29 protein-coding genes are annotated in these 25,961 nt (G+C 64.0%); 18 read left to right on the forward strand and 11 right to left on the reverse strand.

Features of this window, described 5'->3' with window-relative positions:
- Positions 1-26 precede the first annotated feature (26 nt).
- The 11 genes from CEW83_RS15210 to lipA all read left to right on the forward strand — a co-directional run bounded on the left by CEW83_RS15210 (position 27) and on the right by lipA (position 10,652).
- On the forward strand, positions 27-1,070 hold the full coding sequence (locus tag CEW83_RS15210) for a rod shape-determining protein (RefSeq protein ID WP_108950089.1): 1,044 nt from the start codon (positions 27-29) through the stop codon (positions 1,068-1,070).
- Positions 1,071-1,125: 55 nt separating this feature from the next.
- Positions 1,126-2,025, forward strand: a complete 900-nt coding sequence (mreC, locus tag CEW83_RS15215; RefSeq protein WP_108950090.1) for a rod shape-determining protein MreC — start codon at positions 1,126-1,128, stop codon at positions 2,023-2,025.
- A gap of 1 nt (position 2,026) precedes the next feature.
- Positions 2,027-2,548: a rod shape-determining protein MreD gene (mreD, locus tag CEW83_RS15220; protein ID WP_108950091.1), complete on the forward strand. Its 522-nt coding sequence runs from the start codon at positions 2,027-2,029 to the stop codon at positions 2,546-2,548.
- 11 nt (positions 2,549-2,559) lie between these two features.
- A complete protein-coding gene (gene mrdA, locus CEW83_RS15225) occupies positions 2,560-4,452 on the forward strand; it encodes a penicillin-binding protein 2 (RefSeq protein WP_108951455.1) in 1,893 nt (630 codons plus the stop codon).
- Positions 4,449-5,591: a rod shape-determining protein RodA gene (gene rodA / locus CEW83_RS15230; protein WP_108950092.1), complete on the forward strand. Its 1,143-nt coding sequence runs from the start codon at positions 4,449-4,451 to the stop codon at positions 5,589-5,591. Before mrdA ends, rodA begins: the two co-directional genes overlap by 4 nt.
- A 23-nt stretch (positions 5,592-5,614) precedes the next feature.
- Positions 5,615-6,619 (forward strand): septal ring lytic transglycosylase RlpA family protein, encoded by a 1,005-nt coding sequence (locus tag CEW83_RS15235; protein ID WP_234418850.1) that lies wholly within the window; start codon positions 5,615-5,617, stop codon positions 6,617-6,619.
- A 103-nt stretch (positions 6,620-6,722) separates the two neighbouring features.
- Entirely contained in the window at positions 6,723-7,850 is a 1,128-nt protein-coding gene (locus CEW83_RS15240) for a D-alanyl-D-alanine carboxypeptidase family protein (RefSeq protein WP_108950093.1), read from the forward strand.
- Positions 7,851-7,876: 26 nt separating this feature from the next.
- Positions 7,877-8,734: a D-amino acid aminotransferase gene (locus tag CEW83_RS15245; protein WP_108951457.1), complete on the forward strand. Its 858-nt coding sequence runs from the start codon at positions 7,877-7,879 to the stop codon at positions 8,732-8,734.
- Entirely contained in the window at positions 8,727-9,011 is a 285-nt protein-coding gene (locus tag CEW83_RS15250; RefSeq protein ID WP_108950094.1) for a YbeD family protein, read from the forward strand. Before CEW83_RS15245 ends, CEW83_RS15250 begins: the two co-directional genes overlap by 8 nt.
- Positions 9,008-9,658, forward strand: a complete 651-nt coding sequence (gene lipB, locus CEW83_RS15255) for a lipoyl(octanoyl) transferase LipB (protein ID WP_108950095.1) — start codon at positions 9,008-9,010, stop codon at positions 9,656-9,658. The genes CEW83_RS15250 and lipB overlap by 4 nt, the downstream gene beginning before the upstream one ends.
- 46 nt (positions 9,659-9,704) lie before the next feature.
- Positions 9,705-10,652 carry a lipoyl synthase gene (lipA, locus tag CEW83_RS15260; protein ID WP_108950096.1) on the forward strand — a complete coding sequence of 316 codons (948 nt, stop codon included), beginning with the start codon at positions 9,705-9,707 and terminating at the stop codon, positions 10,650-10,652.
- A 58-nt stretch (positions 10,653-10,710) separates the two neighbouring features.
- On the opposite strand, the gene CEW83_RS15265 is transcribed toward lipA, so the two are convergent.
- On the reverse strand, positions 10,711-11,415 hold the full coding sequence (locus CEW83_RS15265) for a pentapeptide repeat-containing protein (RefSeq protein WP_234418851.1): 705 nt from the start codon (positions 11,413-11,415) through the stop codon (positions 10,711-10,713).
- A 198-nt stretch (positions 11,416-11,613) separates the two neighbouring features.
- Between CEW83_RS15265 and CEW83_RS15270 the strand changes: the two genes are divergently transcribed.
- Both CEW83_RS15270 and CEW83_RS15275 read left to right on the forward strand, forming a co-directional pair.
- Complete coding sequence (locus CEW83_RS15270; RefSeq protein ID WP_108950098.1) at positions 11,614-12,294, forward strand: DUF4197 domain-containing protein; 681 nt, start codon at positions 11,614-11,616, stop codon at positions 12,292-12,294.
- 100 nt (positions 12,295-12,394) lie between these two features.
- Entirely contained in the window at positions 12,395-14,392 is a 1,998-nt protein-coding gene (locus CEW83_RS15275; RefSeq protein WP_108950099.1) for a UvrD-helicase domain-containing protein, read from the forward strand.
- A gap of 87 nt (positions 14,393-14,479) precedes the next feature.
- Here CEW83_RS15275 and CEW83_RS15280 read toward each other — a convergent pair whose 3' ends face one another.
- The 3 genes from CEW83_RS15280 to CEW83_RS15290 all read right to left on the reverse strand — a co-directional run bounded on the left by CEW83_RS15280 (position 14,480) and on the right by CEW83_RS15290 (position 17,333).
- Positions 14,480-14,941: a c-type cytochrome gene (locus CEW83_RS15280; protein WP_108950100.1), complete on the reverse strand. Its 462-nt coding sequence runs from the start codon at positions 14,939-14,941 to the stop codon at positions 14,480-14,482.
- A gap of 275 nt (positions 14,942-15,216) precedes the next feature.
- Entirely contained in the window at positions 15,217-16,254 is a 1,038-nt protein-coding gene (locus CEW83_RS15285) for a GGDEF domain-containing protein (RefSeq protein WP_159099472.1), read from the reverse strand.
- 122 nt (positions 16,255-16,376) lie between these two features.
- Positions 16,377-17,333, reverse strand: a complete 957-nt coding sequence (locus CEW83_RS15290) for a lytic transglycosylase domain-containing protein (protein ID WP_234418852.1) — start codon at positions 17,331-17,333, stop codon at positions 16,377-16,379.
- A gap of 145 nt (positions 17,334-17,478) precedes the next feature.
- On the opposite strand from CEW83_RS15290, the gene CEW83_RS15295 reads away from it, so the two are divergent.
- Entirely contained in the window at positions 17,479-17,670 is a 192-nt protein-coding gene (locus CEW83_RS15295) for a hypothetical protein (RefSeq protein ID WP_108950102.1), read from the forward strand.
- 43 nt (positions 17,671-17,713) lie between these two features.
- Positions 17,714-18,340 (forward strand): peptide-methionine (S)-S-oxide reductase MsrA, encoded by a 627-nt coding sequence (gene msrA, locus CEW83_RS15300; protein ID WP_108950103.1) that lies wholly within the window; start codon positions 17,714-17,716, stop codon positions 18,338-18,340.
- A gap of 39 nt (positions 18,341-18,379) precedes the next feature.
- Here msrA and CEW83_RS15305 read toward each other — a convergent pair whose 3' ends face one another.
- Positions 18,380-18,910: a hypothetical protein gene (locus tag CEW83_RS15305; RefSeq protein WP_108950104.1), complete on the reverse strand. Its 531-nt coding sequence runs from the start codon at positions 18,908-18,910 to the stop codon at positions 18,380-18,382.
- Positions 18,907-19,347, reverse strand: a complete 441-nt coding sequence (locus tag CEW83_RS15310; protein WP_159099473.1) for a hypothetical protein — start codon at positions 19,345-19,347, stop codon at positions 18,907-18,909. The genes CEW83_RS15305 and CEW83_RS15310 overlap by 4 nt, the downstream gene beginning before the upstream one ends.
- A gap of 141 nt (positions 19,348-19,488) precedes the next feature.
- Here CEW83_RS15310 and CEW83_RS15315 point away from each other — a divergent pair, with 141 nt between their 5' ends.
- The 3 genes from CEW83_RS15315 (at position 19,489) to CEW83_RS15325 (ending at position 21,837) form a co-directional block, all read left to right on the forward strand.
- The gene (locus tag CEW83_RS15315) at positions 19,489-20,127 is read left to right on the forward strand and encodes a TetR/AcrR family transcriptional regulator (RefSeq protein ID WP_108950106.1); all 639 of its coding nucleotides are present in this window, start codon (positions 19,489-19,491) and stop codon (positions 20,125-20,127) included.
- Positions 20,128-20,151: 24 nt separating this feature from the next.
- Positions 20,152-21,135: an MDR family oxidoreductase gene (locus CEW83_RS15320; protein ID WP_108950107.1), complete on the forward strand. Its 984-nt coding sequence runs from the start codon at positions 20,152-20,154 to the stop codon at positions 21,133-21,135.
- 120 nt (positions 21,136-21,255) lie between these two features.
- A complete protein-coding gene (locus CEW83_RS15325) occupies positions 21,256-21,837 on the forward strand; it encodes a peroxidase-related enzyme (protein WP_108950108.1) in 582 nt (193 codons plus the stop codon).
- 63 nt (positions 21,838-21,900) lie between these two features.
- On the opposite strand, the gene CEW83_RS15330 is transcribed toward CEW83_RS15325, so the two are convergent.
- The 5 genes from CEW83_RS15330 to CEW83_RS15350 all read right to left on the reverse strand — a co-directional run bounded on the left by CEW83_RS15330 (position 21,901) and on the right by CEW83_RS15350 (position 25,948).
- Complete coding sequence (locus tag CEW83_RS15330) at positions 21,901-22,506, reverse strand: DUF938 domain-containing protein (RefSeq protein ID WP_108950109.1); 606 nt, start codon at positions 22,504-22,506, stop codon at positions 21,901-21,903.
- A 31-nt stretch (positions 22,507-22,537) separates the two neighbouring features.
- Complete coding sequence (locus tag CEW83_RS15335) at positions 22,538-23,722, reverse strand: FIST signal transduction protein (protein WP_108950110.1); 1,185 nt, start codon at positions 23,720-23,722, stop codon at positions 22,538-22,540.
- A 91-nt stretch (positions 23,723-23,813) separates the two neighbouring features.
- Positions 23,814-24,608: an amino acid ABC transporter ATP-binding protein gene (locus CEW83_RS15340; protein ID WP_108950111.1), complete on the reverse strand. Its 795-nt coding sequence runs from the start codon at positions 24,606-24,608 to the stop codon at positions 23,814-23,816.
- A gap of 10 nt (positions 24,609-24,618) precedes the next feature.
- Entirely contained in the window at positions 24,619-25,284 is a 666-nt protein-coding gene (locus CEW83_RS15345; RefSeq protein WP_108951459.1) for an amino acid ABC transporter permease, read from the reverse strand.
- Between the two features lie 13 nt (positions 25,285-25,297).
- Positions 25,298-25,948 carry an amino acid ABC transporter permease gene (locus CEW83_RS15350; RefSeq protein ID WP_108950112.1) on the reverse strand — a complete coding sequence of 217 codons (651 nt, stop codon included), beginning with the start codon at positions 25,946-25,948 and terminating at the stop codon, positions 25,298-25,300.
- Between the last annotated feature and the right edge of the window lie 13 nt (positions 25,949-25,961).

The following is a 25,961-nucleotide window of genomic DNA, read 5'->3' on the forward strand; positions in this document are numbered from 1 at the left end:
TCTTCTCACCGGTTTCGGAATCCCCAATGTTCGGTTTTCTGCGTTCCTATTTTTCCAGCGATCTAGCGATCGACCTCGGCACCGCCAACACGCTGATTTACGTGCGTGGCAAAGGCATCGTGCTCGACGAACCCTCGGTTGTGGCCATCCGCACCGAAGGCGGCCCCAATGCCAAGCGCACCATTCAGGCAGTGGGCTCTGCGGCCAAACAGATGCTCGGCAAGACGCCGGGCAACATCACGGCGATCCGGCCGATGAAAGACGGCGTGATCGCCGATTTCGTCGTCACCGAGCAGATGATCAAGCAGTTCATCAAGAAGGTTCACGATTCGCGCCTGCTTTCGCCCAGTCCGCGCATCATCGTCTGCGTGCCCTGCGGCTCGACCCAGGTCGAACGCCGCGCCATCCGCGACGCGGCGCTGGCAGCGGGTGCCTCGCAGGTGTACCTGATCGAGGAGCCGATGGCTGCCGCGATCGGCGCCGGCCTGCCGGTGTCGGATGCGCTTGGCTCGATGGTGGTCGACATCGGTGGCGGCACGACCGAAGTCGGCGTGATCTCGCTTGGCGGCATGGTCTATGCGGGCAGCGTCCGCGTCGGCGGCGACAAGTTCGACGATTCGATCGTCAACTACATCCGCCGCAACTACGGCATGCTGATCGGCGACACCACTGCCGAGAACATCAAGAAAGAAATCGGTTCGGCCTTCCCCGGCTCCGAGGTGCGTGAGATGGAAGTCAAGGGCCGCAACCTGGCCGAGGGCATTCCGCGCAGCTTCACGATCTCGTCGAACGAAATTCTCGAGGCGCTGACCGAGCCGCTCAATCAGATCGTCTCGGCGGTCAAGATTGCGCTCGAGCAGACTCCGCCTGAACTGGGCGCAGACATCGCCGATCGCGGCATGGTGCTCACCGGTGGTGGCGCCCTGTTGCGCGATCTCGACCGTCTGCTGATGGAAGAGACCGGCCTGCCCGTCATCGTCGCCGAAGAACCCTTGACCTGCGTCGCGCGCGGATGCGGCATGGCGCTGGACAAGATGGACAAGCTTGGCTCCATCTTCACCTCGGATTGACCTGCAGGGCCCGGCGATGCTGTCGCCGGGCCCTTGCTGAACCAGGACGTTCCGGATGACCTTCGCCGGCCATCAACCGCCCCCTATCTTCAATCGTGGACCGGCACCGCTGGTTCGCCTGCTGCTGTTCGTCTCGCTGTGCCTGATGATCCTGGTGGCCGATCTGCGCTTTCGTTATCTCGAAGTGCTGCGGCAGGGGCTGTCCGTCGCAACCTACCCCTTGCAGATGGCCGCGGCTACGCCGGCCGACTTCGTGCGCAACGCCTCGGTGTATTTTGCGACCCTGGTGCGTGTGCAGCTCGAAAATGCCGAGCTGAGGCGCAAGCAGCTTGGCAGCGGTGAGCGTCTGCTGCGCTTCGAACTGCTCGAGCGTGAAAACGCCCAGTTGCGCGGCTTGCTCGAGATGTCCCAGCGCGTGGGCGTGCGCAGCATCGCCGCCGACATCCTGTACGACGCACCGGACCCGTTTGCGCGCAAGGTCATTCTCGACCGTGGCGCGCAGCAAGGGGTCGAGGCCGGCCTTGCCGTCGTGGACGCTGCCGGCGTGCTCGGTCAGGTGACCCGTGTGTATCCGATCCAGTCCGAAGTCACCTTGCTGACCGACCGCAACCAGGCGATTCCGGTGCAGGTTCTGCGCAATGGCTTGCGCGGGGTGCTGTTCGGCATCGGGCAGGGACGGCTCGAAGTGAGGTTCGTGATTGCCACCGCCGACATTCAGGCGGGCGACACGCTGGTGACCTCGGGGCTGGACGGCGTTTTCGTGCCCGGCCTGCCGGTGGCCGAGGTCGAGTCCGTTGACCGCGAATCCGATGCCTTTGCCCGCATCATGTGCCGCCCGCTGGCCGGCGTCGAACGCAGCGCCCAGGTGCTGGTGCTCGGGCGTCAGGTGCTGCCGCCGCCGCGGCCGGTCGATAGCGACGCCGTGCCACCCGCTCAGCCCGTGACGGCGCCCTGACATGCAACCGACCAATCGTTCCAGTCGCATCCTGTTGCCGGTCCGGCTGTGGTTCATCCACTTCAGCCTGCTGATTGCACTCGGCCTGGTCTACGTGCCCACCGGGCGCCTTCCCGGCGTGCCGGACTGGGTCGCGCTGGTGCTGGCCTTCTGGTGTATCCGCGAGCCGCTGCGCATCGGCATGGGCGCGGGTTTCTTCTTCGGCTTGCTGGTCGATATCGGGCAGGGCGCGGCAATGGGGCAGCATGCCCTTGCCTATGTGGTGCTCGCCTATCTCGCCAACGGCCTGGCGCGCCGGCTGATGTGGTTTTCGGCGCTGCAGCAGGCGCTGCATGTGCTGCCGATGCTGCTGCTCACGCAGGCCCTGATGGTGGCGGTACGCCTGATTGCCGGTGCGGAGTTTCCGGGGTGGTCGTATTTTCTGTCGAGCTTCACCGGCGTATTGCTGTGGTGGCCGCTGATGTATCTGCTCCTGCTGCCGCAGTACCAGCCTGCCGACCGTGACGACAACCGGCCCATCTGATGCCCGGTGACATGATTTCATTTCATGCTCCCGAGCAGGATTCATCACGCTTTCGCTGGCGCGTGCTGGTGGCGGGGGTGTTCGCGCTGGTGTGCTTCCTGCTGCTCGCGTCGCGCTTCTACTACCTGCAGGTGCAGAAGTTCGACTACTTTCATACCCGTGCCGAGGACAATCGCATCGCGCTGCTGCCGATCGTGCCCAACCGCGGCACCATCGTCGACCGCAACGGGGTCGTGCTGGCGCGCAACTATGCCGCCTATACGCTCGAGATCACGCCGGCACGTACCAATGGCCTGGAAGAGACCATCGAGGCGCTCAATCAGGTCGTTCCCATCGATGCGCGCGATCGCCGGCGCTTTCGCAAGCTGCTGGAAGAAAGCCGCAGCTTCGAGAGCGTGCCGATCCGCAACCGCCTCAGTGACGAGGAGGTCGCCCGTTTCGTCGCCCAGCGCTACCGCTTCCCCGGCGTGGACGTGCAGGCCCGGCTGTTCCGCGACTATCCGCTCGGCGCCAGCGCATCGCATGTCGTCGGTTACATCGGGCGTATCAATCAGCGTGACCTGGAGCGTATCGAAGAGCGCGACGACGCGGCCAACTACCGCGGGTCGGACCACATCGGCAAGAGCGGTCTGGAGCTGTCCTACGAGGCTGAACTGCACGGCACGACCGGTTTCGAGCAGGTCGAGGTCAATGCCGGCGGGCGGGCGGTGCGACGACTCTCGAGTACGCCGGCGGTGACCGGGAGCGACCTTGAGCTCAACCTCGACATGGAGTTGCAGAAGATCGCGGAGACGGCGTTCGGTGACCGTCGCGGTGCGCTGGTCGCGATCGATCCCAGTACCGGCGGCGTACTGGCCCTGGTGTCGGCGCCCAGCTTCGACCCCAACCTGTTCGTGGACGGCATTTCCACCCAGGACTGGAAGGGCCTCAACGATTCGCCCGACCATCCGCTGCTCAACCGTGCCATTTACAGCGCCTATCCGCCCGGCTCCACGTTCAAGCCCTTCATGGCGCTGGCCGGCCTGACGACAGGCAAGCGCACGCCCTCCCAGGCGATTGCGGACCCGGGCTATTTCAACTTTGCCGGTCACCGCTTCATGGACGACAAGATTGGCGGGCACGGCACGGTGGATCTGCACAAGTCGATCGTGGTGTCGTGCAACACCTATTACTATCAGCTGGCCAACGACCTCGGCATCGATGGCATTGCGAACTTCATGTCCCAGCTCGGACTCGGCTCGAGAACGGAGCTCGACTTGCCCGGCGAGGCCGAAGGCGTATTGCCGTCGCCGGCGTGGAAGCGCAAGCGCTTCCGCAAGCCGGAGCAGCAGCGCTGGTATGGTGGCGACACGATTTCGGTCGGCATCGGGCAGGGCTATAACGCCTACACGCCACTGCAGATGGCCAATGCGACGGCGGCGCTGGTGAATGGCGGCAAGGTGTTCCGGCCACATCTCGTACGCCATGTCATCGACAGTCGCACCGGAGAGAAGCGGGTGGTGGAGCCCGAACCGGTGCGGGAGATCGCGCTCAAGCCCGAGCATGTTGCGGCCGTGAGGCGCGCCATGGTCGAGGTCAACAAGGTTGGCACCGGCTCGCGTGCCTTCGCTGGCGCGCCCTATGAATCGGGCGGCAAGACCGGCACTGCACAGGTGTACTCGCTCAAGGGGTCGAAGTACGTCGAGGGGCGGGTCCGCGAGCGCCTGCGCGATCACTCCTGGTTCATCGCCTACGCGCCTGCCGACAAGCCGAAGATCGCCCTGGCGGTGCTGGTCGAGAACGGTGGCTTCGGTTCGCAGTCGGCGGCACCGATCGCACGTCAGGTGATCGACTATCACCTGCTGGGCAAGCGCCCCAACCAGCCGGCGCCGGAGGATGTCGATGCGGTGGAGAATGCAGATTGAGCGATAACCGCTTCCACCCCCTGCGACTGCTGCAGGCCTTTCTGCGCCCGATCGATCCGGTGCTGATGCTGATTCTCGCGGCGCTCTTCGGCTACGCCTTCGTGCTGATGTCGAGCGCCTCGCCCGAGCGCCTCGATTCGCAGATGACGCACATGGCGGTGGCGGTCGGCGTGATGTGGTTTGCGGCCTGGCTGCCGAGCCAGCGCCTGCTGTCGCTCGCCCTGCCGCTCTATCTGGCGGGCGTGGTGCTGCTGGTCGGCGTGGCCCTGTTCGGCGAGGTGTCGAAAGGCGCCCAGCGCTGGCTCGATATCGGGGTCACCCGCATCCAGCCCTCCGAGCTGATGAAGATCGCGATGCCGCTGATGCTGGCCTGGTTCTTCCAGCAGCGCGAGGGCCGCATCGGCTGGCGTGAATTCATCTTCGCCGGCCTGTTGCTGGCGGTTCCGGTCGGGCTCATCGTCAAGCAGCCCGACCTCGGTACCAGCCTGCTGGTGGCGGCGGCCGGCTTCTACGTGATCTTCTTTGCCGGACTGACGTGGAAGCTGATCGTGCCGGTTGCCGTGGTGGGCATCGTCGGCATCGGCTCCATCGTGGCCTTTGGCGACACCCTGTGTCAGCCCGGTGTCGAGTGGGTGGGGATGCGCGATTACCAGAAGCACCGTGTGTGCACCCTGCTCGACCCGACCCAGGACCCGCTCGGCAAGGGTTTCCACATCATCCAGTCCACCATCGCCATCGGTTCCGGTGGGCTCATGGGCAAGGGCTGGATGGATGGCACCCAGACCCATCTGTCCTTCCTGCCCGAGCGCCATACCGACTTCATTTTTGCGGTGCTTGCCGAAGAGTTTGGCCTGTTCGGTGCGCTCGTGCTGCTGGTGATCTATCTGGCGCTGTTTGCGCGCGGTTTCCTGATCGCGGCACGTGCGCCAACGCTGGGAACGCGCCTGCTCGCCGGGGCGGTGACCATGATCTTCTTCACCTACGCCTTCGTAAACATGGGTATGGTGAGCGGCATCCTGCCGGTGGTGGGCGTGCCATTGCCATTCATCAGTTACGGGGGAACTGCGCTGGTGACCCTGAGTCTGGGTGTAGGTATCCTGATGAGCGTTCACCGCAGCAGGCTTGTGAACAAGACTTGAAGGCTGAACCGATGATCCTCAACATGCGATTTGCGTGCGCGGCAGCGCGCGAGACCATGTCCTGCCGGGGCCATTACACTGCGGCGCTGCTGGCGGCGGCGACCCTTCTGCTGTCCGCCTGCGGGCAGACGCCGGTGCGCACGCCCGGCTCGCAGGCGCAGACGCCCGACGCCGGACAGACCGCGTCGTCCGCAAAGTCCGGGCGTCGCGGCGGTGGCTACTACAAGGACGATGGCCCGCACGACAACCCGCCGTCGAACCTCGAGGCGGTGCCCGATGCGTCGCCACGACTCGAACCGCTGCATCGTTTTGCCAACCGGCCGTATAACGTGTTTGGCCAGGATTACGTCCCGCTGACCGCACTTGCGCCCTATCGCGAGCGCGGGCGGGCAAGCTGGTACGGGCGTCGCTTCCACGGCAAGCCCACCTCAAGCGGCGAGCCTTACGACATGTATGCGATGACCGCTGCGCATCCCACGCTGCCGATTCCGAGCTATGCGCGCGTCACCAGCCTGGCAACCGGCAATTCGGTCGTGGTGCGCATCAACGATCGCGGCCCCTTTCACAAGGACCGCCTGATGGATCTGTCCTATACGGCGGCCTACAAGCTCGGTTACATCAATCAGGGCAGTACCGAAGTCGAGGTCGAACAGATTCTTCCCGACGAACTGCCGATGGTGGCCAGTGACGATCCGGTGCCGCCAATGACCAACCGCGAGCCGCCGCAGCCGGTGGCAACGCCTGCGGTCGTAGCGCCGCGACCGCATGAGCCGGTGCAACAGCTGTCTGCCGCCGGTAGCGGGGTGTTCCTGCAACTGGGTGCGTTCTCCTCCTTCGACAACGCCGAGGGCTTTCGTGCCACCATCGAGGCGCAGATGAGCGCATTTGCAGATCGCCTTGAGCTGTTCGCCGACGGAAGCCGTTTCCGTCTCCATGCCGGGCCTTACGCCTCTGTCGACGAGGCCCGCTCGGCAGCTGACCGCATTGCAGCGGCATTGAAAATGCAGCCTTTCGTCGTCGTGCGCTGATTTTTTGCCGAGCTTGAAACAAAAACTGTCCGTTTTGGTCAGCTCTCCGGCAGCGTCCTATAATTTCGGGTCGCCCGTCCTTCCAATTACCTGGTCATTTCCGATGCGTTTTTTAGTTGCTTTCCTGTTTTCGCTGTTTTCCCTTGTGGCAGCCGCCCAGACCATTCCTGCGCCGGCGCTGGCGGCCAATGCCTGGGTGCTGGTGGACCACAGCACCGGTCAGGTGCTCGCTGCCAATGATCCCGACATGCGTATCGAGCCGGCATCGCTGACCAAGCTGATGACCGCCTACCTCACCTTCTCCGCGCTCAAGTCGGGCAGCATCACGCCGGAGCAGCCGGTGAACGTGTCGGAGAAGGCGTGGCGCCAGGAAGGCTCGCGGATGTTCATCGAGCCCAACAAGCCGGTGACGGTGCAGGAGCTGATTCGCGGCGTGATCGTGCAGTCCGGTAACGACGCCTGCGTGGCCCTGTCCGAACTCATGGCCGGCAGTGAAGAGGCGTTTGCCGCGCTGATGAATCGCGAAGCCAAGCGCCTCGGCATGACGAACACCAACTTCACCAACTCCACCGGCCTGCCCGATCCCGCGCTGTACACCACCGCGAACGACCTCGCGCTGCTGGCGTCGGCGATCATTCGCGACTTCCCGGAGTACTTCGAGCTGTACTCGATGAAGGAGTACACCTACAACAACATCAAGCAGCCCAACCGCAACCGCCTGCTGTGGATGGACGGCACGGTCGACGGCATGAAGACCGGCCACACCAGCGCCGCCGGCTACTGCCTGGTGTCGACCGCCTTGCGTGGCCCGCGTCGCCTGATCTCGGTGGTGCTGGGTGCGTCGTCCGATACCGTGCGTGCGCAGGAGTCGCTCAAGCTGCTCAACTTCGGCTTCCAGTTCTTCGACACGGTGAAGCTGTATTCCGCCGATCAGGCGCTGTCGCAGTTCCGCGTGTGGAAAGGCCAGGAGAACGAAGTGGCGGCCGGCTTCACCAGCGATTTCGTGCTGTCGCTGCCCAAGGGTCAGGCTGACAAGGTCGAAGCCACGCTCGAGAGCATGCAGCCGGTGCTCGCGCCGCTGCAGAAGGGCCAGGAAATCGGCACCCTCAAGCTCAGTGTCGACGGCAAGGTGCTGGGGGAATATCCTGTCGTAGCGCTGCAGGACGTGCCGGTGGCCGGGTTCTTTGGCCGCTTCTGGGACGCACTGGTGCTGTGGATCAAGAGCCTCTGAGCGACCGGGGAGTAGTGGAGGATGTTGTGAGCCTGTGTTATCTGAACGGACGTTATCAGCCACTCGACGAAGCGCGGGTGTCGCCGATGGACCGCGGATTTCTCTTCGGTGACGGTGCCTACGAAGTCATCCCGGTGTATTCGCGCCATCCCTTCCGGCTGGAGGAGCATGTCGCCCGTCTCGAGAGCACGCTGGCTTCCATCCGTCTGCCGAATCCGCATCGTCCTGACGAGTGGGCCGCAATCATTCGTGAGGTGATCGACCGTAACGTCTGGGAGGACCAGTCGGTCTATCTGCAGGTCTCCCGCGGTGCGGACGACAAGCGCAATCATGCGTTTCCCAAGGTGGTGCGGCCGACGGTGTTCCTGATGAGCGAACAGCTGATCACGCCGCCGGACTATCAGCGCGAAGAAGGCGTGGCCTGCGTCAGCGCAGCGGATTTCCGCTGGCTGCGCTGTGACCTCAAGACCGTGGCCCTGCTCGCAAACTGTCTGCTTCGTCAGCATGCGATCGATCAGGGGTGCGTCGAAACCGTCCTGTTTCGGGACGGTTTCCTGACCGAAGGGTCGTCGTCGAACATTTTCATGGTCAAGGACGGCGTGGTGCTGACGCCGCCCAAGAGCCACCTGATGCTGCCCGGCATCACCTACGATGTGGTGCTCGAGCTCGCCGTCAGCCACGGTTTGAAGCATGAGGTACGTGAAATTCTCGAAGACGAGGTGCGTCATGCCGATGAGCTGTGGATGACCTCGTCGACCAAGGAAGTGCTGCCGATTACCCGGCTCGATGACAAAGCGGTCGGCAATGGCCGTCCGGGTCCGCTGGGGCAGCAGATGTATGCGTGGTATCAGGACTTCAAGAATACGGTGATGCGCAGTGGATGATCAGAACAAGCAAGAAACCCGACAGACGCTGCTCGAGTTTCCCTGTGACTTTCCCATCAAGATCATGGGCGCGCGGGTGGATGGTTTCGCCCAGGCGGTGACCGAGGTCGTGCTGACCCATGCGCCGGATTTCGATGTGGCGACCGTGGAGATGCGGCCCTCGAGCAAGGGCAACTACCTTGCGATCACCTGCACCTTCCGTGCGGTATCGCAGTTGCAGGTCGATTCGATGTATCGCGAGCTCACGGCGCACCCGATGGTCAAGGTGGTGCTGTGATCATCAAGCGCCTCGGTCTTGTCGAGTACGAACCGGCACTCGAGGCGATGCGGGTGTTCACAGCCGGGCGCAATGAAGGCACGCCGGACGAAATCTGGCTGCTTGAGCATCCTCCGGTCTACACCCTCGGGCAGGCCGGGCTTCCCGAGCATCTGCTGCGCAACGACGCCGGCATTCCGCTGGTCAAGATCGACCGCGGCGGTCAGATCACCTATCACGGGCCCGGCCAGCTGGTGGTCTATCTGCTGCTCGACCTGCACCGGCGCCGGCTCAAGGTGCGCGAGCTGGTGTCACTGATGGAGCAGGCGATCATCGATACCCTGGCCGAATACGGTCTGAATGCCGTGCGCAAGGACGGTGCGCCGGGTGTGTATATCGACGGTGCCAAGGTGGCTGCACTTGGTCTGCGCGTGCGCAACGGCTGCAGTTATCATGGCCTGAGCCTCAACGTCGACATGGATCTCACGCCCTTCAGCTGGATCAATCCCTGTGGTTACGAAGGGCTCAAGACCGTGCAGCTGCGCGATTTCGGCGTGGCCGAAACCGTTGCGGGTGCGGGTGAGCGCCTGCTCGGTCACCTCGACCGCCTGCTTCCGCCGCCCGTGAGTCCGGCTGCGGATGCTCCCGCTATGAGTGCGGCGCCCTGATGGGCACAATGCGCTTGATGAATTCCCAACAATAGAGACAGAGACCATGGAAACCCCCGTTCGCAAGCAGCGTGGCGCCGACAAGACGGCCCGAATCCCGATCAAGATCGTGCCCGCCGAGCGCCTGAAGAAGCCCGAGTGGATCCGCATCAAGCTCGGTGCCGGCGTCGAGGCCGAGCGCTTCAACGAGATCAAGGACACGCTGCGCGAGCACAAGCTGCACACCGTGTGCGAGGAAGCCTCCTGCCCCAACATTCATGAGTGTTTCGGCAAGGGCACGGCCACCTTCATGATCATGGGCGACATCTGCACCCGCCGCTGTCCGTTCTGCGACGTCGGTCATGGTCGTCCGGACCCGCTGAACGTCAACGAGCCGGTCGATCTGGCCAAGACGATTGCCGCGATGCGCCTCAACTATGTGGTGATCACCTCGGTCGACCGTGACGATCTGCGTGATGGCGGTGCGCAGCACTTCGTCGAGTGCATCACCGAAACCCGCAAGGCGTCGCCCAAGACCACCATCGAGGTGCTGGTGCCCGACTTCCGCGGGCGCATGGACATCGCGCTCGACATCTTCGACCAGGCGCCGCCCGACGTCATGAACCACAACCTCGAGACCGTGCCGCGTCTGTACAAGCAGGCCCGTCCCGGCTCCGACTATGCCTACTCGCTCGAGCTGCTCAAGCAGTTCAAGGCACGTCATCCCGAAGTGCTGACCAAGTCCGGCCTGATGGTCGGCCTGGGTGAAACCGACGACGAAATCCTCGAAGTGCTGCGCGACCTGCGTGCGCACAACGTCGACATGCTGACCATCGGTCAGTACCTGCAGCCTTCGGGCGGTCACCTGCCGGTGCTGCGCTACGTCCATCCTGACACGTTCAAGATGTTCGAAACCGAGGCGCTGAAGATGGGTTTCCGCAACGCAGCCTGCGGGCCGATGGTGCGTTCGAGCTACTGGGCCGATCAGCAGGCGCACGGCGCCGGCGTCGCCTGAGGCGTGTTCAGGGAAAGCGCCGGGCAAGGCTCAGCGTTTTCCCTTGCACTGCCCGCCCTCAGTCGGGGCAGCCGATGCAGCCCTCGGTTTGCGTGCCGAGAAAGATCGCGCCGCCAAGTTTGGCGCCGGTCAGATCGGCGTCGACGAGCGATGCCCGGTTGAAATTCACGCCCTGAAGGTTGGCGCCGACAAGTGAGGCGCCTTTCAGGTTCGCCGCGCGCAGGTTGGCGCGCTGCATGTCCGCATTCTTCAACTGTGCGCCGCCCAGGCGGGCGTTGGTGAAGTCCGCCCCGGTAAGGATGGTGTCGGACAGATCGGCGGCGCTCAGGTCTGCATTCTGAAACGTTGCGCCATGCAAGTCCGCGCCGGCAAGCCTGGCCTCATTCAGCCGCGCCCCTTTGAGGTTGATGCGCGACATCGACGCCTCGCGCAGATCCGTGCCGCGCAGATCGGTGTAGGAAAAGTTGGCTTCGCCCAGCTCGGCACCGCGCAGGTTGGCGCCGGCGAGACTGCTGCGGGTGAACTGAGAGTTCATCAGATTGACGCCGGCCAGGTCCGCACCGTTCAGGTTCAGGCTGGTGCACAAGGTGCCGCGCCGGATGTCGCAGCCGCCCACGTTGCGACGCTCCTGGGCGTGGGCAGCAGTGACGGCGATGAAAGCGATGATCAACGGAAGGGTTTTTTTCAGCATGTTGTCCGCTTGGTATGGGCGTGATTCAGCCTGTTGGATAGCGTCCGGGCCGATTGGTTTGCCCGCATGCACAGAATTATCAATGACGGCACGCGAAAAATGCGGCCGCAGGCGGTTCCGGTAGGTGGGTTGTCGAGCCGGTCAGGGTGCCGGGAGACATCGGGCTGTCGGGAGGCGTCAGCCCAGCGGGCCTGGTATCGGGGATGAAAACCGCAATTGCATCGACGTCCCGCTGCTGCATACTAATCGCTTGATCTTGTGGAGGATGCCATGCGTTCCATTCTGAGAGTTTTCGCCTTTCTTGTCATCAGCGCACCGGTGTGGGCGGCCGGCGGACTGGCCGCGTTTACCGACAGTGAGGCCTCGGGTGGCCTGAAAGAGGCCCTGAGTCAGGGCGCCAGCCGCGCAGTCGAGCTGCTTGGACGTAACGGCGGCTTTCTCAATAACGACAAGGTGAAGATTCCCTTGCCCGACGGGCTGGCCCAGGCCGAGCCGCTGATCCGCATGACCGGGCGCGGCAAGGACCTCGACGAACTCGTGACCACGATGAACCGTGCAGCCGAAGCCGCCGTACCCGAGGCGAAGACGCTGCTGGCCAACGCGGTGAAGCAGATGAGCGTCACCGACGCCAAGAACATCCTGACGGGTGGCGACGATTCGGTGACCAGCTACTTCCGCGAGAAGACCCAGGACCAGCTCACCAAGCTGTTCCTGCCGGCGGTCAAGAAGAGCACCGACAAGCTCGAGCTGTCCGGTCAGTACAACAAGCTGGCGGGTCAGGCGGCCGGTATCGGTCTGGTAAAGGGTGAGGATGCGCAGATCGAGAACTATGTGACGCGCAAGGCGCTCGACGGTCTGTACCTGATGATCGCCGAGGAAGAGCGTGCGATCCGCAAGGACCCGGTCGGTGCGGTTGGCGGTCTGGCGAAGAAGATCTTCGGCGCACTCTGAGCCGTCTGCCTGATCGCGCCGGCAGCGCGCGAGCAAGGCTTGGGGTACACTTCCGCAATGCCGCCTGTCCGGGCGGCATTGCTTTTCCGGTCCCCTTCAGATGTCAGCCCTCCTCAACGCCCCCCAACGTGAAGCCATCCACTATCTGGACGGTCCCTGTCTCGTGCTCGCCGGTGCGGGCAGTGGCAAGACGCGGGTCATCACGCAGAAGATCGCGCACCTGATCAACGAGTGCGGGATCAGCGCAAAGAACATCGCTGCGATCACCTTTACCAACAAGGCGGCCAGGGAGATGCAGGAGCGTGTCGCCCACCTGATGGGCGGCCGCGTGCCGGGCGGTCTCACGGTGTGTACCTTTCATGCGCTCGGCGTGCGGATCATCCGCCAGGAAGCGGTGCATTGCGGGCTCAAGCCGCAGTTTTCCATTCTCGATTCTTCGGACACGGTACAGATCGTCTCCGACGTGTCCGGCGACAACGACAAGGGCATCGCCAAGCAGATGCAGTGGCAGATCTCGTCGTGGAAGAACGCGATGATCACGCCGGAGGAGGCCGCGCAACTGGCCGACAACGAGATCGCCTCCACCGCGGCGCTGCTGTACAAGGAGTACGAGCGCACGCTGCGTGCCTACCAGGCGGTCGATTTCGACGACCTGATTTCGCTGCCGGTGAGGCTGTTCGACGAGAACCCCGAGGTGCGCGAGCGCTGGCAGAACCGGCTGCGCTACCTGCTGGTGGACGAGTATCAGGACACCAACCGCGCGCAGTACCGCCTGCTGCGCCTGCTCTCGGGCGTGCGTGGCGCATTTACCGCGGTGGGCGACGACGATCAGGCCATTTATGCCTGGCGTGGTGCCGACGTTGAAAACCTGCGTTTGCTGCAGGTCGATTACCCGAAGCTGAAGGTGATCAAGCTCGAGCAGAACTACCGCTCGTCACGCCGCATTCTCGAAGCGGCCAACACGGTGATCGCCAACAACGAAAAGCTGTTCGAGAAGCGGCTTTGGTCCGAGCACGGCATTGGCGAGCAGATCGTGGTCACCAACTGCCCCGACCCCGATCGTGAAGCCGAGACCGTGGCGATGAAGATCACCGCGCACAAGTTCGAGAACCGCACCCGCTTCAAGGACTACGCGATCCTGTACCGCGGCAATCATCAGGCGCGGATCATCGAGCAGCAGTTGCGCAACCAGCACATCCCCTACGTGATTTCAGGCGGACAGAGCTTTTTCGACAAGCCCGAGATCCGCGACCTGATCTCCTACCTGCGCCTGCTGATGAACGAGGACGATGATCTTGCCTTCATTCGCGCCATTACCGTGCCCAGGCGCGGCGTCGGCGCGGCAACGATCGAAGCGCTGGGCAACTATGCCGGTCACCGTCACATCAGCCTGTTCGCCGCGGTGTTCGAGGAGGGCGCGGCGCAGCACCTGAATCCGAAGCAGCTCGAAGGCGTGCAGCAGTTCGCCGGCTTCATCAATCGCATGCAGTACCGCGCTACGCGTGAGCCGGCGGCGCAGCTGCTCGAGGACCTCCTCACCGCGATCCGCTACGAGGCCTGGCTGTTCGAGCACTGCACGACGCGCGAGGCCGAGACCAAATGGAGCAACGTGCGCGATTTCGTCGACTGGCTCGGGCGCAAGGGCGCGGAGGACGGCAAGAACCTGATCGAGCTGACCCAGACCATCGCGCTGATTTCGATGCTGGACAAGGAAGATCCCGACTTTGACGGCGTGCAGCTCGCCACCCTGCATGCGTCCAAGGGGCTGGAGTTCCCGCATGTGTTCCTGATCGGCGTCGAAGAAGGTTTCCTGCCGCACCAGAGCAGCATCGACGAGGACAAGGTCGAGGAAGAGCGGCGCCTGATGTATGTCGGCATCACCCGCGCGCAGCGCAGCCTCAATATCACCTGGTGCGAACGGCGCAAGGCGGGCAAGGAGGTGCGCGTATGCGAGCCCTCGCGATTCATTGCCGAGATGGGGGGCGACATCCGTATCAACGACCGCAAGAAGAGCGGCCCGGTGTCGAACGAGGAAGGGCGCGCCCGTGCGGCCAACCTGATGGCCATGCTCGAAGCGCGCAGCAAGCCCGGCGCCTGACGCTGCGGCGGGCCGGCCGGGGCCGGCAGGTGGACTAAAAAGGGCAGCCAGCGGCTGCCCTTTTTGCGTTCCGGGACCGTGCCCCGATTACTGCTCGACCGGCGGCTCGGTGAAGTTCGCACCCGCCTGATTCACCAGGTAGGCGACTGCGCGCTTCACTTCGGTGTCGGTCAGGTCGCTTGCGCCGCCGCGTGCGGGCATGCTGTTCTTGCCGGCAATGGCCGAACTGGTCAGGCCGTCGAAGCCCAGTGCGATGCGGGACGCCCAGGCACCGGCGTCACCGGTCTTGGGGGCGTTCAGTGCGCCGGAGTCGTGGCAGCTGGCGCAGACGGCCTTGTAGATCTGCTCGCCGGTGCGGCTGCCCGGGGCCACCTTGGAGACCTTGACTTCAAGTCTGGCGACCGGCTGGATGAGCGTCGCGGTGAGTTCCGGATCAACCGTGTTCTGCTGGCCACAGCCTGCGAGCAGCACGGCTGCAGCGACGGCGATAACCGGCAGGGCGAGGCGGGAGGGCCGCTGGGCGGCGTTCTGGGCGCGATGTACCGACATGCTGGATCCTTTGACTGGCGCGAGGCAAAGCAAAAAGTTGGAAACGGTTTTCCGCTCACAAAAAAACCGCCTCAGAAGCGGTTCCGCTGAAAGCGTGTTTGGGCCCCAGGCAGCATTTCAGACCGCCTGCCTGCCAAAAAACTTGCACGAAAAGCCGCGCCTTGACAGGCATCAGGGCAAAAACCCTAAAAACAGGCCGCATTTTATCACCCATGCCTCAGTGAGGCCATAGCACCGGACATGCAAGATGTGCGCAGCCTTTCGCGTTCCCTGTTTCAGCGCGGCGTATCTGCATCGATGGCAACAACGCAGTTGCGCCCCCTGTCCTTGGCTTCATAGATGCCCTGGTCCGCACGGTGCATGAAAGCGGCGGGCTTCTCGCCCGGCCGAAACTGCGACACCCCAATGCTGATCGTGCACCGGATCACGATGCCGGAAGACAGCACCACGGCCGTGCTGGCAAAGGCGGCGCACAGGCGGTGGGCGAGTTGTTCGGCCTCGTCCAGCCCGGTACCCGGCAGCAGCAGGGCGAACTCTTCACCGCCGTAACGGAAGTTGGTGTCGGCGCTGCGGGTGCTGTCCGTGATGACCTTTGCCAGCGCCTGCAGCACGCAGTCGCCTTCCAGGTGGCCGTAGGTGTCATTCAGCTGCTTGAAGTTGTCGGCGTCGAGCAGCAGCATCGACAGCGGTTGACGGTAGCGGCTGGCCCGCTCGCACTCCGTCTCGAGGCGGGCGAAGAAGTGACGGGCGTTGTACAGGCCGGTGAGCCCGTCGGTGATGCTCAGCAGGCGGTAGCGCGCCTCGCTGTCGCGCAAGGCCTGCTCGGCGCGCTTCTGTTCGGTAACGTCCTGCAGGGTTTCGATCGCGCCGACGACTTCGCCCGCCTCGTCGTGCAGCGGTGCTGCAGTGAAGAACAGCCAGCGTCCGCCGTCGCCGATGGCCGGGAAGAAGTCCTCGGCCTCGAAGGCGCCCGGTGTCAGTGGCGAGGGGCGGGATTTCTCGTGGTAGAACTGGCTGATCCTGTCCTCGAGCGCGCCGTCCAGTACAAGGTCGGCGAGCGTCGGACGTGCGCTGGGATAGAAGGCTTCCCATTGGTGGCAGGTGCCGACCTGGCGCTCCGGGGGCAGGCCGGACAGGGCCGCCAGCGCACGGTTCCAGTGCGCAATGACATGGTTGCGATCGAGGACGAAGATCGGAATCGGGCAGCTGTCGATGCCTTCCGCCAGCATGAAGTTTGCAGCCGGCAACCAGCGGGCTGCGGCGGCATGCGGAGCCGAGAGGCCTTCACCTGCTTTGTCCAGGGGCGGATCCATGCGCATGGTGGTCGATGTGACTGGAGAGGACGCAAATATCCTCCGCACAACAAGGGAATGCAAGTCGCAGCCGGCGCCCGCCTGCTTAAGCGGGCAGCATGAAGCGCTGCGCGTGCCTGCTTTCAGCTGTCCTGAGGACGGGCCGACGCAAGGATGCGGAGCACCGGTTGCTCATGCTGCGATGCGCGATAGAACGCCATGATGCGGCGCACGTATTCCTGAGTTTCATCATAGGGCGGCACGCCGCCATAGCGCTCGACAGCCCCTTCGCCGGCGTTGTACGCGGCCGCCGTCATCAGCACGTCGCCCTCGAAACGCCGCAGCAGCCAGCGCAGGTAGGCCAGGCCGCCGCGCACGTTCTGCTCCGGGTCCATGATATTGCGCACGCCGAAGCGCTCGGCCGTATCGGGAATCAGCTGCATCAGGCCTTGCGCGTTCCTGGGCGAGCGGGCGTCCGCATTGAAGTTGGATTCGGTGCGCACGATGGCCAGTGCCAGCCGCGGATCGACGTCGTAGCCCGGCGCCAGGCGCTGGACCAGGCGCGCATGACGACGGCGTTCGACCGACAGGGAGGCAATGAAGCGCTCCACGACCTCGAAGGGCACAACCGCGCCCGAGTCGGCGATGGAACCCGCATCATCCGAGAAAAGGCATTCCGGCAAATCATTGCCAATATCGGCGGGGGATGAGCGGCCAGCAGCGAGCAACGCCTGGGCACCTTCATGTCCCTGGCGTGCAGCCAGCGCCAGCAGGTTGACCGCGTTATCCGGCTGATCGGCGAGCCTGCGATTCTTCAGCAGCAAGCGCCCCAGCTGGAATTGAGCCTCGATGCTGCCATGGCGAGCGGCGCCGCAGTAGCGTGCAGCCGCCAGCGCTGTCAGCCGACTGCGTTCGGCCCGATAGCCGTCTTCCAGCATGCGTGCGAGCACGGGTGGCTCATCCGTCCAGGCAGGCGCTTCACTGCTCGCGCCATTGCCACCGGCAAAGCCGGTCGTGGCACAGAGCAGCAGTGAAGTTGCAAGCAGCAGGCGGAAAGGAGCGGGCATCGCAGCGTCATCGGAGCCGGTGATTGATGCCATGACTCTAACGGCAGCGGAGGATGAAAGATGTGAACACCGACACCAAGTGAGGCAGATTGATATCAAGATCGTGCAGCATTCGCCTGGGGAACGATTACCTGAGTATTTCGGTCGGATACTTGTTACTTCATCAAGGAGCGCCGCCATGGACTTGCCGGCAAAGTTGCGCAAATTCCGGATTTTTCAGGACGAGGTGAAGCTCGCCCATACTTCGCACTGGGACCTTGATTATCTCGGTCAGGCCGAGTTCGACGCACTCATGAAAGCGCCGATCGTCGGCGCGGACGACAACGCCTCCGAAACTGTCAAAGGCCTAGATCCTGCGCCACCAAAGTAACTGCATGAAGCGAACCCACGAATCCAGGCAAGGAGTGACACTGATGAAGCGGAGCACAGCAACGCTGGCACTGACCGCAATCCTTTGTGGCGGCGGCGTGACGGCGACAGCGTTTGCCACAGATGTTTCCACCGGGACAGGGCGGGTGGCAACAGAAACGGCGATTTTCGCTGGCGGATGTTTCTGGTGCACCGAGGCTGATTTCGAGAAGCTCCCCGGGGTGATCTCGGCGGAGTCGGGCTATACCGCCGGCAAGGAGGTCAATCCGACTTATGAGCAGGTCAGCGCGGGCAATACCGGTCATACCGAGGCGGTGCGTGTAATCTACGACCCCGCCCGCGTCAGCTACCCGCAACTGGTCGAGTACTTCTGGCGCACCATCGACCCGACTGCGAAGAATCGCCAGTTCTGCGATGTCGGCTCGCAGTATCGCTCCGGCATCTACTGGCAGAACGAAGCCGAGCGCAAGGTTGCTGAAGCCAGCCGCGAGGCCTTGCTCAAGAGCGGCAAGGTGTCGCGCATCCATACCGAGATCCTCGCCGCCTCTGCCTTCTATCCGGCCGAGGAATACCATCAGGACTACTACAAGAAGAACCCGCTGCGCTACAACTACTACCGTCGCGGCTGCGGCCGCGATGCCCAGCTGGAGAACATCTGGGGCAAGCGCTAGCGACCCGCGGGAGCGGGCCGCCTGATGGCTGGGTGATTGTCAGCGCAGCGGAAGCTTGCCCATGGCGGCGATGGCGGCTTCGATGTTCTTGCGTGCTGCGCCTTCGTTTGCCAGTCTGAGCCGGGTAACGCCAACCAGGGAGTCGCCCGCGGTGGCGGTGTGGGCGCTCTTGATCGACTGCGCCCACACGGTGCTGCGGGTGCTGCGATCGATCAGCTTGTAGCTGACCTCCATTTCCACGGTGAAGGACATGCCGAACATGGGCTGCGAAAGGGTGGCGATGAAGGCCTCGAGCGAGTAGCCGGTTGCGCCAGCGTCGCCAGCGCGCGGAAACAGGCCTGCGGCGATCACGGACTGACTCAGGGCCGCAGCAAAGTCGGCGCTGGAGATCTGCGACGCACCGAGTGTGCTGGTGTCCTTGCCACCGATCACCGTGACGTTTACCGCCTCGGTGCTGCGTGCGCTGGTAGCGGGCGCCTGTTGAACCACCATGCCTTCGATCGTGGATGGTGTGGCACAGCCTGCCGCGACTGCGGCAGCCATGAGGGAGACAATCAGCTGCTTTTTCATTTTGCTTCCGCCTTGCGCTGGAAAATGTCGTCGAGCACTTCTTCCACCATGACCTCGGGTGAGCGTCGCTGCAGCGAAGGCCGGTAGGACTCGCCGACGGCAAGGATTGTGTCCTCGCGACCGTCACGCAGCGTAATCGTGAGCCGCAGCAGATACATGGTGATATCCCACATCCAGCGATCCACATACGTCAGCGTAGCATCCACTTCGTGATCTGGCCGCGCGGCGGCGCTGGTGGTGACCTGATAGCCCAGCGCGGTCAGGCGCTTGGCGATGAGCAGGTCGATGTCCGCATCCTCGCCTTCGAGCTTTTGCACATGAATGGTCTTGATCCGGGACAGATCTGCGTCTGGCGCCCGGGTGGATTGCAGCGATGCACACCCCGTGAGCAGGCCGATCAGCATGGTCAGCAGGGCGTATCTGAATAGTCGGGTCATGGATTTTCCTCTGCACTGGTTAGTTGTTCTGCATTGAGCGGCGGCGAGCGTAGCAGCATCGGTGGGGTATGCGCATGCGTTTTCTCAAACGATTCGAAAATTATTCTTGATTTTATAAGTGACCGGTCTATTATAAAAAGCATGACTGAAGCCACTGTTGCTCGCCGACGCGGTCGCCCCCCACGCCAGGAGGGCGCGCGCGACCATACCCGCGAGGTTCTGATGCGCGCCGGCACCGAGATCCTGACCGAGCACGGCTTTGCCAGCACCGGTATCGATCTGGTGCTGAAGCGTGCCGGGGTGCCGAAGGGCTCGTTCTATTACTACTTCAGCAGCAAGGAAGAGTTCGGCGCGGCCGTCATCGCGCAATACGCGAACTATTTCGCGCGCAAGCTGGATCGCTGGCTGCTGGACGAAGCCACGCCGCCGCTTGAGCGTCTGTCCGCTTTCGTGGCGGACGCCAAGGCGGGCATGTCGCGCTTCGAGTTTCGTCGCGGCTGTCTGATCGGCAACCTGGGGCAGGAGCTGGGTGCGCTCAACGAGAGCTACCGTGTCCAGCTCGAAGCGGTGTTCTGCGACTGGCAGCAGCGTCTCGCGCACTGCTTCGAGGCGGCGAAGAGGTGCGGGCAGCTCGCGCCCGATGCCGATGCGGCGGCGCTTGCCGAGTTTTTCTGGATCGGCTGGGAAGGTGCGGTGCTCAGAGCCAAGCTCGTGCGCAACGCCGAACCGCTGGATCGTTTTTACCGAGGTTTCCTCGCGGCTTTGCCGCGCGGGGCATAAGTACACCCACAGGAGGAGAGATACATGTTCAAGGGCATTCTGATCGAGAAGGACGACGCCGGCTATCGCGCCACGCTGAGCGACATCGACGAGGCGCAACTGCCTGAGGGCGACGTGACCGTCAACGTCCAGTACAGCACGCTGAACTACAAGGACGGTCTCGCGATCACCGGCAAGGGTCCGGTCGTGCGCAAGTTTCCGCTGGTACCGGGGATCGACCTGGTCGGCACCGTCGAGTCGAGCAGCCATGAAGGCATCGCCGCGGGCGACGCGGTCGTGCTCAATGGCTGGGGCGTGGGTGAAGGGCACTGGGGCGGGCTGGCGCAGAAGGCGAAGCTCAAGGGCGAGTGGCTGGTGCCGCTGCCCTCGGCATTTACGCCGAAGCAGGCGATGGCCATCGGCACCGCCGGCTATACCGCGATGCTGTGCGTGCTGGCGCTTGAGCGCCACGGCGTGACCCCGGACAAGGGCGAAATCCTGGTGACCGGCGCCAATGGTGGCGTGGGCAGCGTGGCCGTGGCCCTGCTGGCCAAGCTCGGCTACACCGTGGTGGCCTCCACCGGGCGTCCGCAGGAAGCGGATTACCTGAAGTCGCTCGGTGCGGCAGAGATCATCGACCGCGCGCAGTTCTCCGCAGCTGGCCGCCCGCTCGCGAAAGAGCGCTGGGCCGGTGCGGTGGATACCGTCGGCAGCCACACCCTGGCCAACGTCTGCGCCAGCACCCGCTATCGCGGTGTGGTCACCGCCTGCGGTCTCGCCCAGGGCATGGACTTCCCCGCCACCGTGGCGCCCTTCATCCTGCGCGGCGTCACTCTTGCCGGTGTCGACAGCGTGATGTGCCCGCGTGTCGATCGCCTCGAAGCGTGGGCACGTCTGGCACGTGACCTCGATGTCAGCAAGCTTGATCTCATCACCCACGAGATCGCGCTGTCTGATGCCATTCCGGCGGCTGCCGAGCTGCTCGAAGGCAAGATCCGCGGTCGCGTTGTGGTTGATGTAAACCGCTGATCAAGTGTTAATTTCCGAGACGATGGCCGCGTCAGCATGCGCGGCCATCGCAGCGTCAGTGAGCTGATTTTTCTGTCGCCTATAACAATTACAGGCACGTTTTTTTGTGAGGAGAACCGCATGACCGATCGTTCCATCAGCCGCTTCCCCGTTCCCGAGCTCGCCGAGCTGCCCGAGGACATCCGCAACAGGATTCTGGCGGTGCAGGAAAAGGCTGGCTTCATTCCCAATGTGTTTCTGATGCTGGCGCATCGCCCGGCCGAATTCCGCGCCTTTTTTGACTATCACGATGCGTTGATGGAAAAGGATGTCGGCCTGTCCAAGGCCGAGCGCGAGATGATCGTGGTCGCCACCTCGGGCGTGAGTGAGTGTCTGTACTGTGTCGTCGCGCACGGCGCGGTGTTGCGTATTCGCGCCAAGAACCCGCGTGTCGCCGACCAGCTGGCGACCAACTACCGCAAGGCCGAGATCACGCCGCGTCAGCGCGCGATGCTCGATTTCGCGGTCAAGCTGTCGACCCGCGGCGGAGAAATCGAAGCCGCCGACATGGACGCGCTGCGCGAACATGGCTTTGACGACGAGGCCATCTGGGACATCGGCGCGATCACCGCGTTCTTCAGCATGAGCAACCGCCTGGTGCACCTCACCGGCACGCCGCCCAACGAGCAGTTCTACCTGATGGGCCGCATGCCCAAGGCCTGAGCCCTCAGGTCCTGAAGCTTCATCCGGGGTGGCAGGCTTGGCTCCGTGCCCCGGATGAAGTGCTCAGCTGCGTTTCAGGATCAGACTGAAGTTATTCGCCGGCATGGCGATGACTTCGTCGAGGCACAGCCCGCACGCGGCTGCTTCAGCCTCCACCGCTTCGATATCCCGCACACCGAATTCCGGATCGCGACGCTTGAGCCAGGCATCGAATTCCTCGTTGCTCGGCGCGGTGTGCCGACCTTCGCGCCGATAAGGGCCGTACAGATACACGATGCCACCTTCTGGCAGCACCCGTGCTGCGCCCGCGAGCAAGGCTGGCGTGCTTTCCCATGGCGAGTAATGGATCACATTGATGCTCACCAGGGCGTCGGCCCGGGTGAGCGGCCACGTCGGCGCGCGCACGTCGAGCGCCAGCGGTGCGGCGACGTTTCCTGCGCCGGCGTGCTCGGTCCAGGCCCTGATCGAAGCCAGCGCCGCAGGATTCGTGTCGCTCGGCTGCCAGTTCAGGTGCGACAGTGCCTGAGCAAAGTACACCGCATGTTCGCCGGTGCCACTGCCGATCTCCAGCACCGTGCCCGCGGCGGGCAGCACGCGCTGCAGGACGGGGAGAATGAGGTGGCGATTGCGCTCGGTAGCGGGGGCGAACTGGCGTGGGTCGAGCTGCATCGGGTTCCTGTTCAGCGGGGTGGCGAGGTTTTCAGGCTGCCATGGTAAACACGCTGAGCACCCCGGTGTAGCCGTAGAGCCGGTCGCGCGCGATCTCGCCGTTGGCAAAGAAGCCGACCAGCGGCAGCTCGCCGAGCACGTCGCGGATGGCGGACAGCTCTGCATCCGGCGTACCGAAGTGTGGGCCGCCGCGGCCGACACAGCTGACGTAGATGGCACCGGCGGCGCGCTGCTTGCTCGTTTCGAGCTCATCCCTGATCTCGGTCGCGATGCGGCGAACATCCTCCAGTGCGGCTTTGGGGTTGCGGCGGCAGAAGGTGAGCTGCGCGCCGGTCTCAACCTCGTCGCCGATGGCCAGCACCCGGGCGCGGGGATCGAGACCGATGATGTGGCGCACCAGGGTGTCCGGGCCGAAGCGGGCCGGCGTGGAGGCCTGGTCGTCGCTGCTGCGGCACAGTCCAACCAGGGTCGAGGACAAGGCTTCGGCCATCTCCTCGACAGCGAGGTCGTTCGCCAGCCCCAGATCCTGCAGGGCGCAGGCAAGCGCCGGCTGGCCGTCGAGGGTGAGCACGTTATTGTCCTCGGCCCGTGTCACCTGCCGTGCCGGCCCCATGGGCTGGCAGCCCTGCGTCACCCGCGACAGCAGGCCGACTTCCTCTCCAAAGGCGACACCCGACAGTCCTCCGGTAAGCACTGCGTCGGCAATCTGCAAGGTATGGGTGCGGGCCGAAGACAGCCCGCCGAACAGGTATCCGGTCGCAGTCCGCTCGGCCAACTCGGGCAGCAACTCCTGCAGGTCGGGCGTGGTGCCGTCGGCATGCACGAGCGCGGTGTGGGCGTTGAACGCGCCGGCTTCCGGCGTCATCGGCAAGGGCTGGCGACCGGAGAACAGCCTGAAGGAAGGGCGCGGCATGGGGGCGAGCATCAGGGCAATGGCGGGCTCGTCGATGTACTCAACGCCACTGGCCGCGATGCCGATCCCGACCGTGCCCACCCAGCTCACACCGGGCAGGTGTTGCCTGAGTTCGGCGAGTATCGCTTCCGCCGCATCGGCAAAGGGGTCGGTCAGATAGCACCAGCCCAGCGTGTATTCGGCCACCGGCGCCGCACCCGCGTCCGCTTTCGCAGCGCGGGTCAGCTGTTCCAGACAGTGATTCAGCGCGGTGCGCCAGTCGGGGTTGTTGTCGTGCGCGGCAATGAAAGGCGAGATGGACATGGCAGTCTTGAATCCGTGAGGTTCAAGGTCTGACAGCGTTTTTCGCCTCCGGTTTGCGCCGGCGACACTTTGTTGCCGTCAGGCTGCCCGCCTACAGCGGCGAATCGCCCTGACGCTCCCGCCAGGTGGAGAGGAACTGCTTCAGGCGCGGGCTCTGCGGTGCGCCGAAGATCTGCTCCGGCGGGCCTTGTTCCTCGATGATGCCTTCGGCAAGAAAGACCACCTTGTCCGACACTTTTGCGGCGAAGCCCATTTCATGGGTGACGATCACCATGGTCATGCCTTCTTCGGACAGGGCGCGGATCACGTTGAGCACTTCACCGACCAGCTCCGGGTCGAGCGCAGAGGTCGGTTCATCGAACAGCATGATCTTCGGCTGCATGGTCAGTGCGCGGGCGATGGCGACGCGCTGCTGCTGCCCGCCCGAGAGCTGGCCGGGGTAGGCGTCTGCCTTGTGCTGCAGGCCGACGCGCTCCAGTTCCGCCAGCGCACGTTTGCGCGCTTCGTCTTTCGCCACGCCCTTGACCAGCCGCAGCGGGGTCGACACGTTGTCGATCACGCTCATGTGCGGCCACAGGTTGAACTGCTGGAACACCATGCAGACATCGCTCAGCGACGCCCGGATGGCGTGCTCCGGCAGCCGGTAGTAGGTGCCCACGCCGGTGGTGCCGTAACCCAGCAGCCGGTTGTTGATCAGGATCTCCCCGGCGTTGTACTCCTCAAGGAAGTTCATGCAGCGGAGCAGGGTGGATTTGCCCGATCCCGAGCCGCCGATGATGGTCACGACTTCCTTGGGCTCGATGTCCAGGCTCACGCCCTTGATGACCTCGTGATCACCGTAGCGCTTGCGCACGTCCTTGAGCTTGATTGCGTAGTTGTGCTGCATGATGGCTCCTTCAGGCTGGGCGGGCGAGATGTCGGGTGAAGCGGCGCTCGATCATGTGACCGCCGCGGGCAACGCCCACGGTGAGCGCCCAGTAGGTCAGCGCCAGCACCGCGTAGGGCTCGACGATGGCGAAGTTTTCGTTGGCGATGCGCATCGCGATCGTGGTCAGCTCCGGCACGGTGATGATCGACAGCACCGAGGACTCCTTGAGCAGGATGACGGTCTGCCCCACCAGGGGCGGCATGCAGCGCGCCAGCATCTGCGGCCACACCACCACACGCAAGGTCTGTGCGGCGTTCATGCCGAGATCGCGCGCCGCTTCAAGCTGGCCGCGCGGCACCGCCTCGATGCCGGCACGGAAGATCTCGGCAAAGTAGGCCGCGCCGTACATTGCCAGGCCGGTGATGCCGACCTGCTCGGCCGACCATTCGATGCCGACGTAGGGCCCGCCGTAGAACACCACATACAGCTGAACCAGCAGCGGTGTGCCGCGAAACAGCGTGATGTAGGCGCGATACAGAAAGTCGAGGCGGGGGCCGAAGAGTTTCCTGAACCCGAGCAGCAGCATGCCGCCGACGAGTCCGAGCCCGATGCCCGCCGCGCACAGGCGGATCGTCATCCACAGGCCGGCCTTGAGGGCGTCGGCGTTGGCCGTAATCAGTCCAAAATCGAACATGGTGAGCTCCGTTTCAGCCAGCGGGCAGGCGACGTTCGAGCCACGCGCCAATGCGCGCAGTACTCATCGTCAGCACCAGGTAAAGGACACCGGCCGCGACAAAGAACTCGATCGGGCGGTAGGTGGTCGAGGCGTACACCTGGGCGGTTCGCATCAGCTCGGTGACCGCAACGGTGGACACCAGGGCGGAGTTCTTGATGATGTCGATGGTTTCGTTGGTCAGCGCCGGCAGCATGGAACGAAAGACCTGTGGCACCTGAACGTGGCGCAGCGTCTGCCAGCGCGTGAGTCCGAGATCGCGTGCGGCCTCAAGCTGGCCCCGTGGCAGCATCAGGAAACCGGCGCGCAGGATCTCGCCCTGAAAGGCGGCGGTGTTCAGCGTGAGTGCAAGTACCGCGGCAACCAGCGGCGGCAGGCTGATCCCGGTTGCGGGCAGGGCGTAGAACACCAGCGTGAGCTGCACCAGCAGCGGCGTGCCGCGAAAGAAGCTCACATAGAGGCGACTGATGGCGGACAGCCAGCGCAGGTGACTCACACTGCCAAGGCAGATCGCCCAGCCGAGGAAGAAACCCAGGGCGATAGCCGTGATCGACACGCCGAAGGTGGCGGCCAGACCGGTAAGCAGTTGGGGCAGTGTCGTCAGGACGACCGTGAAATCGAACATGGCGCTCTCCCGA

Origin of the sequence: Parazoarcus communis (assembly GCF_003111645.1) — a bacterium.
Lineage (GTDB): Bacteria > Pseudomonadota > Gammaproteobacteria > Burkholderiales > Rhodocyclaceae > Parazoarcus > Parazoarcus communis_A.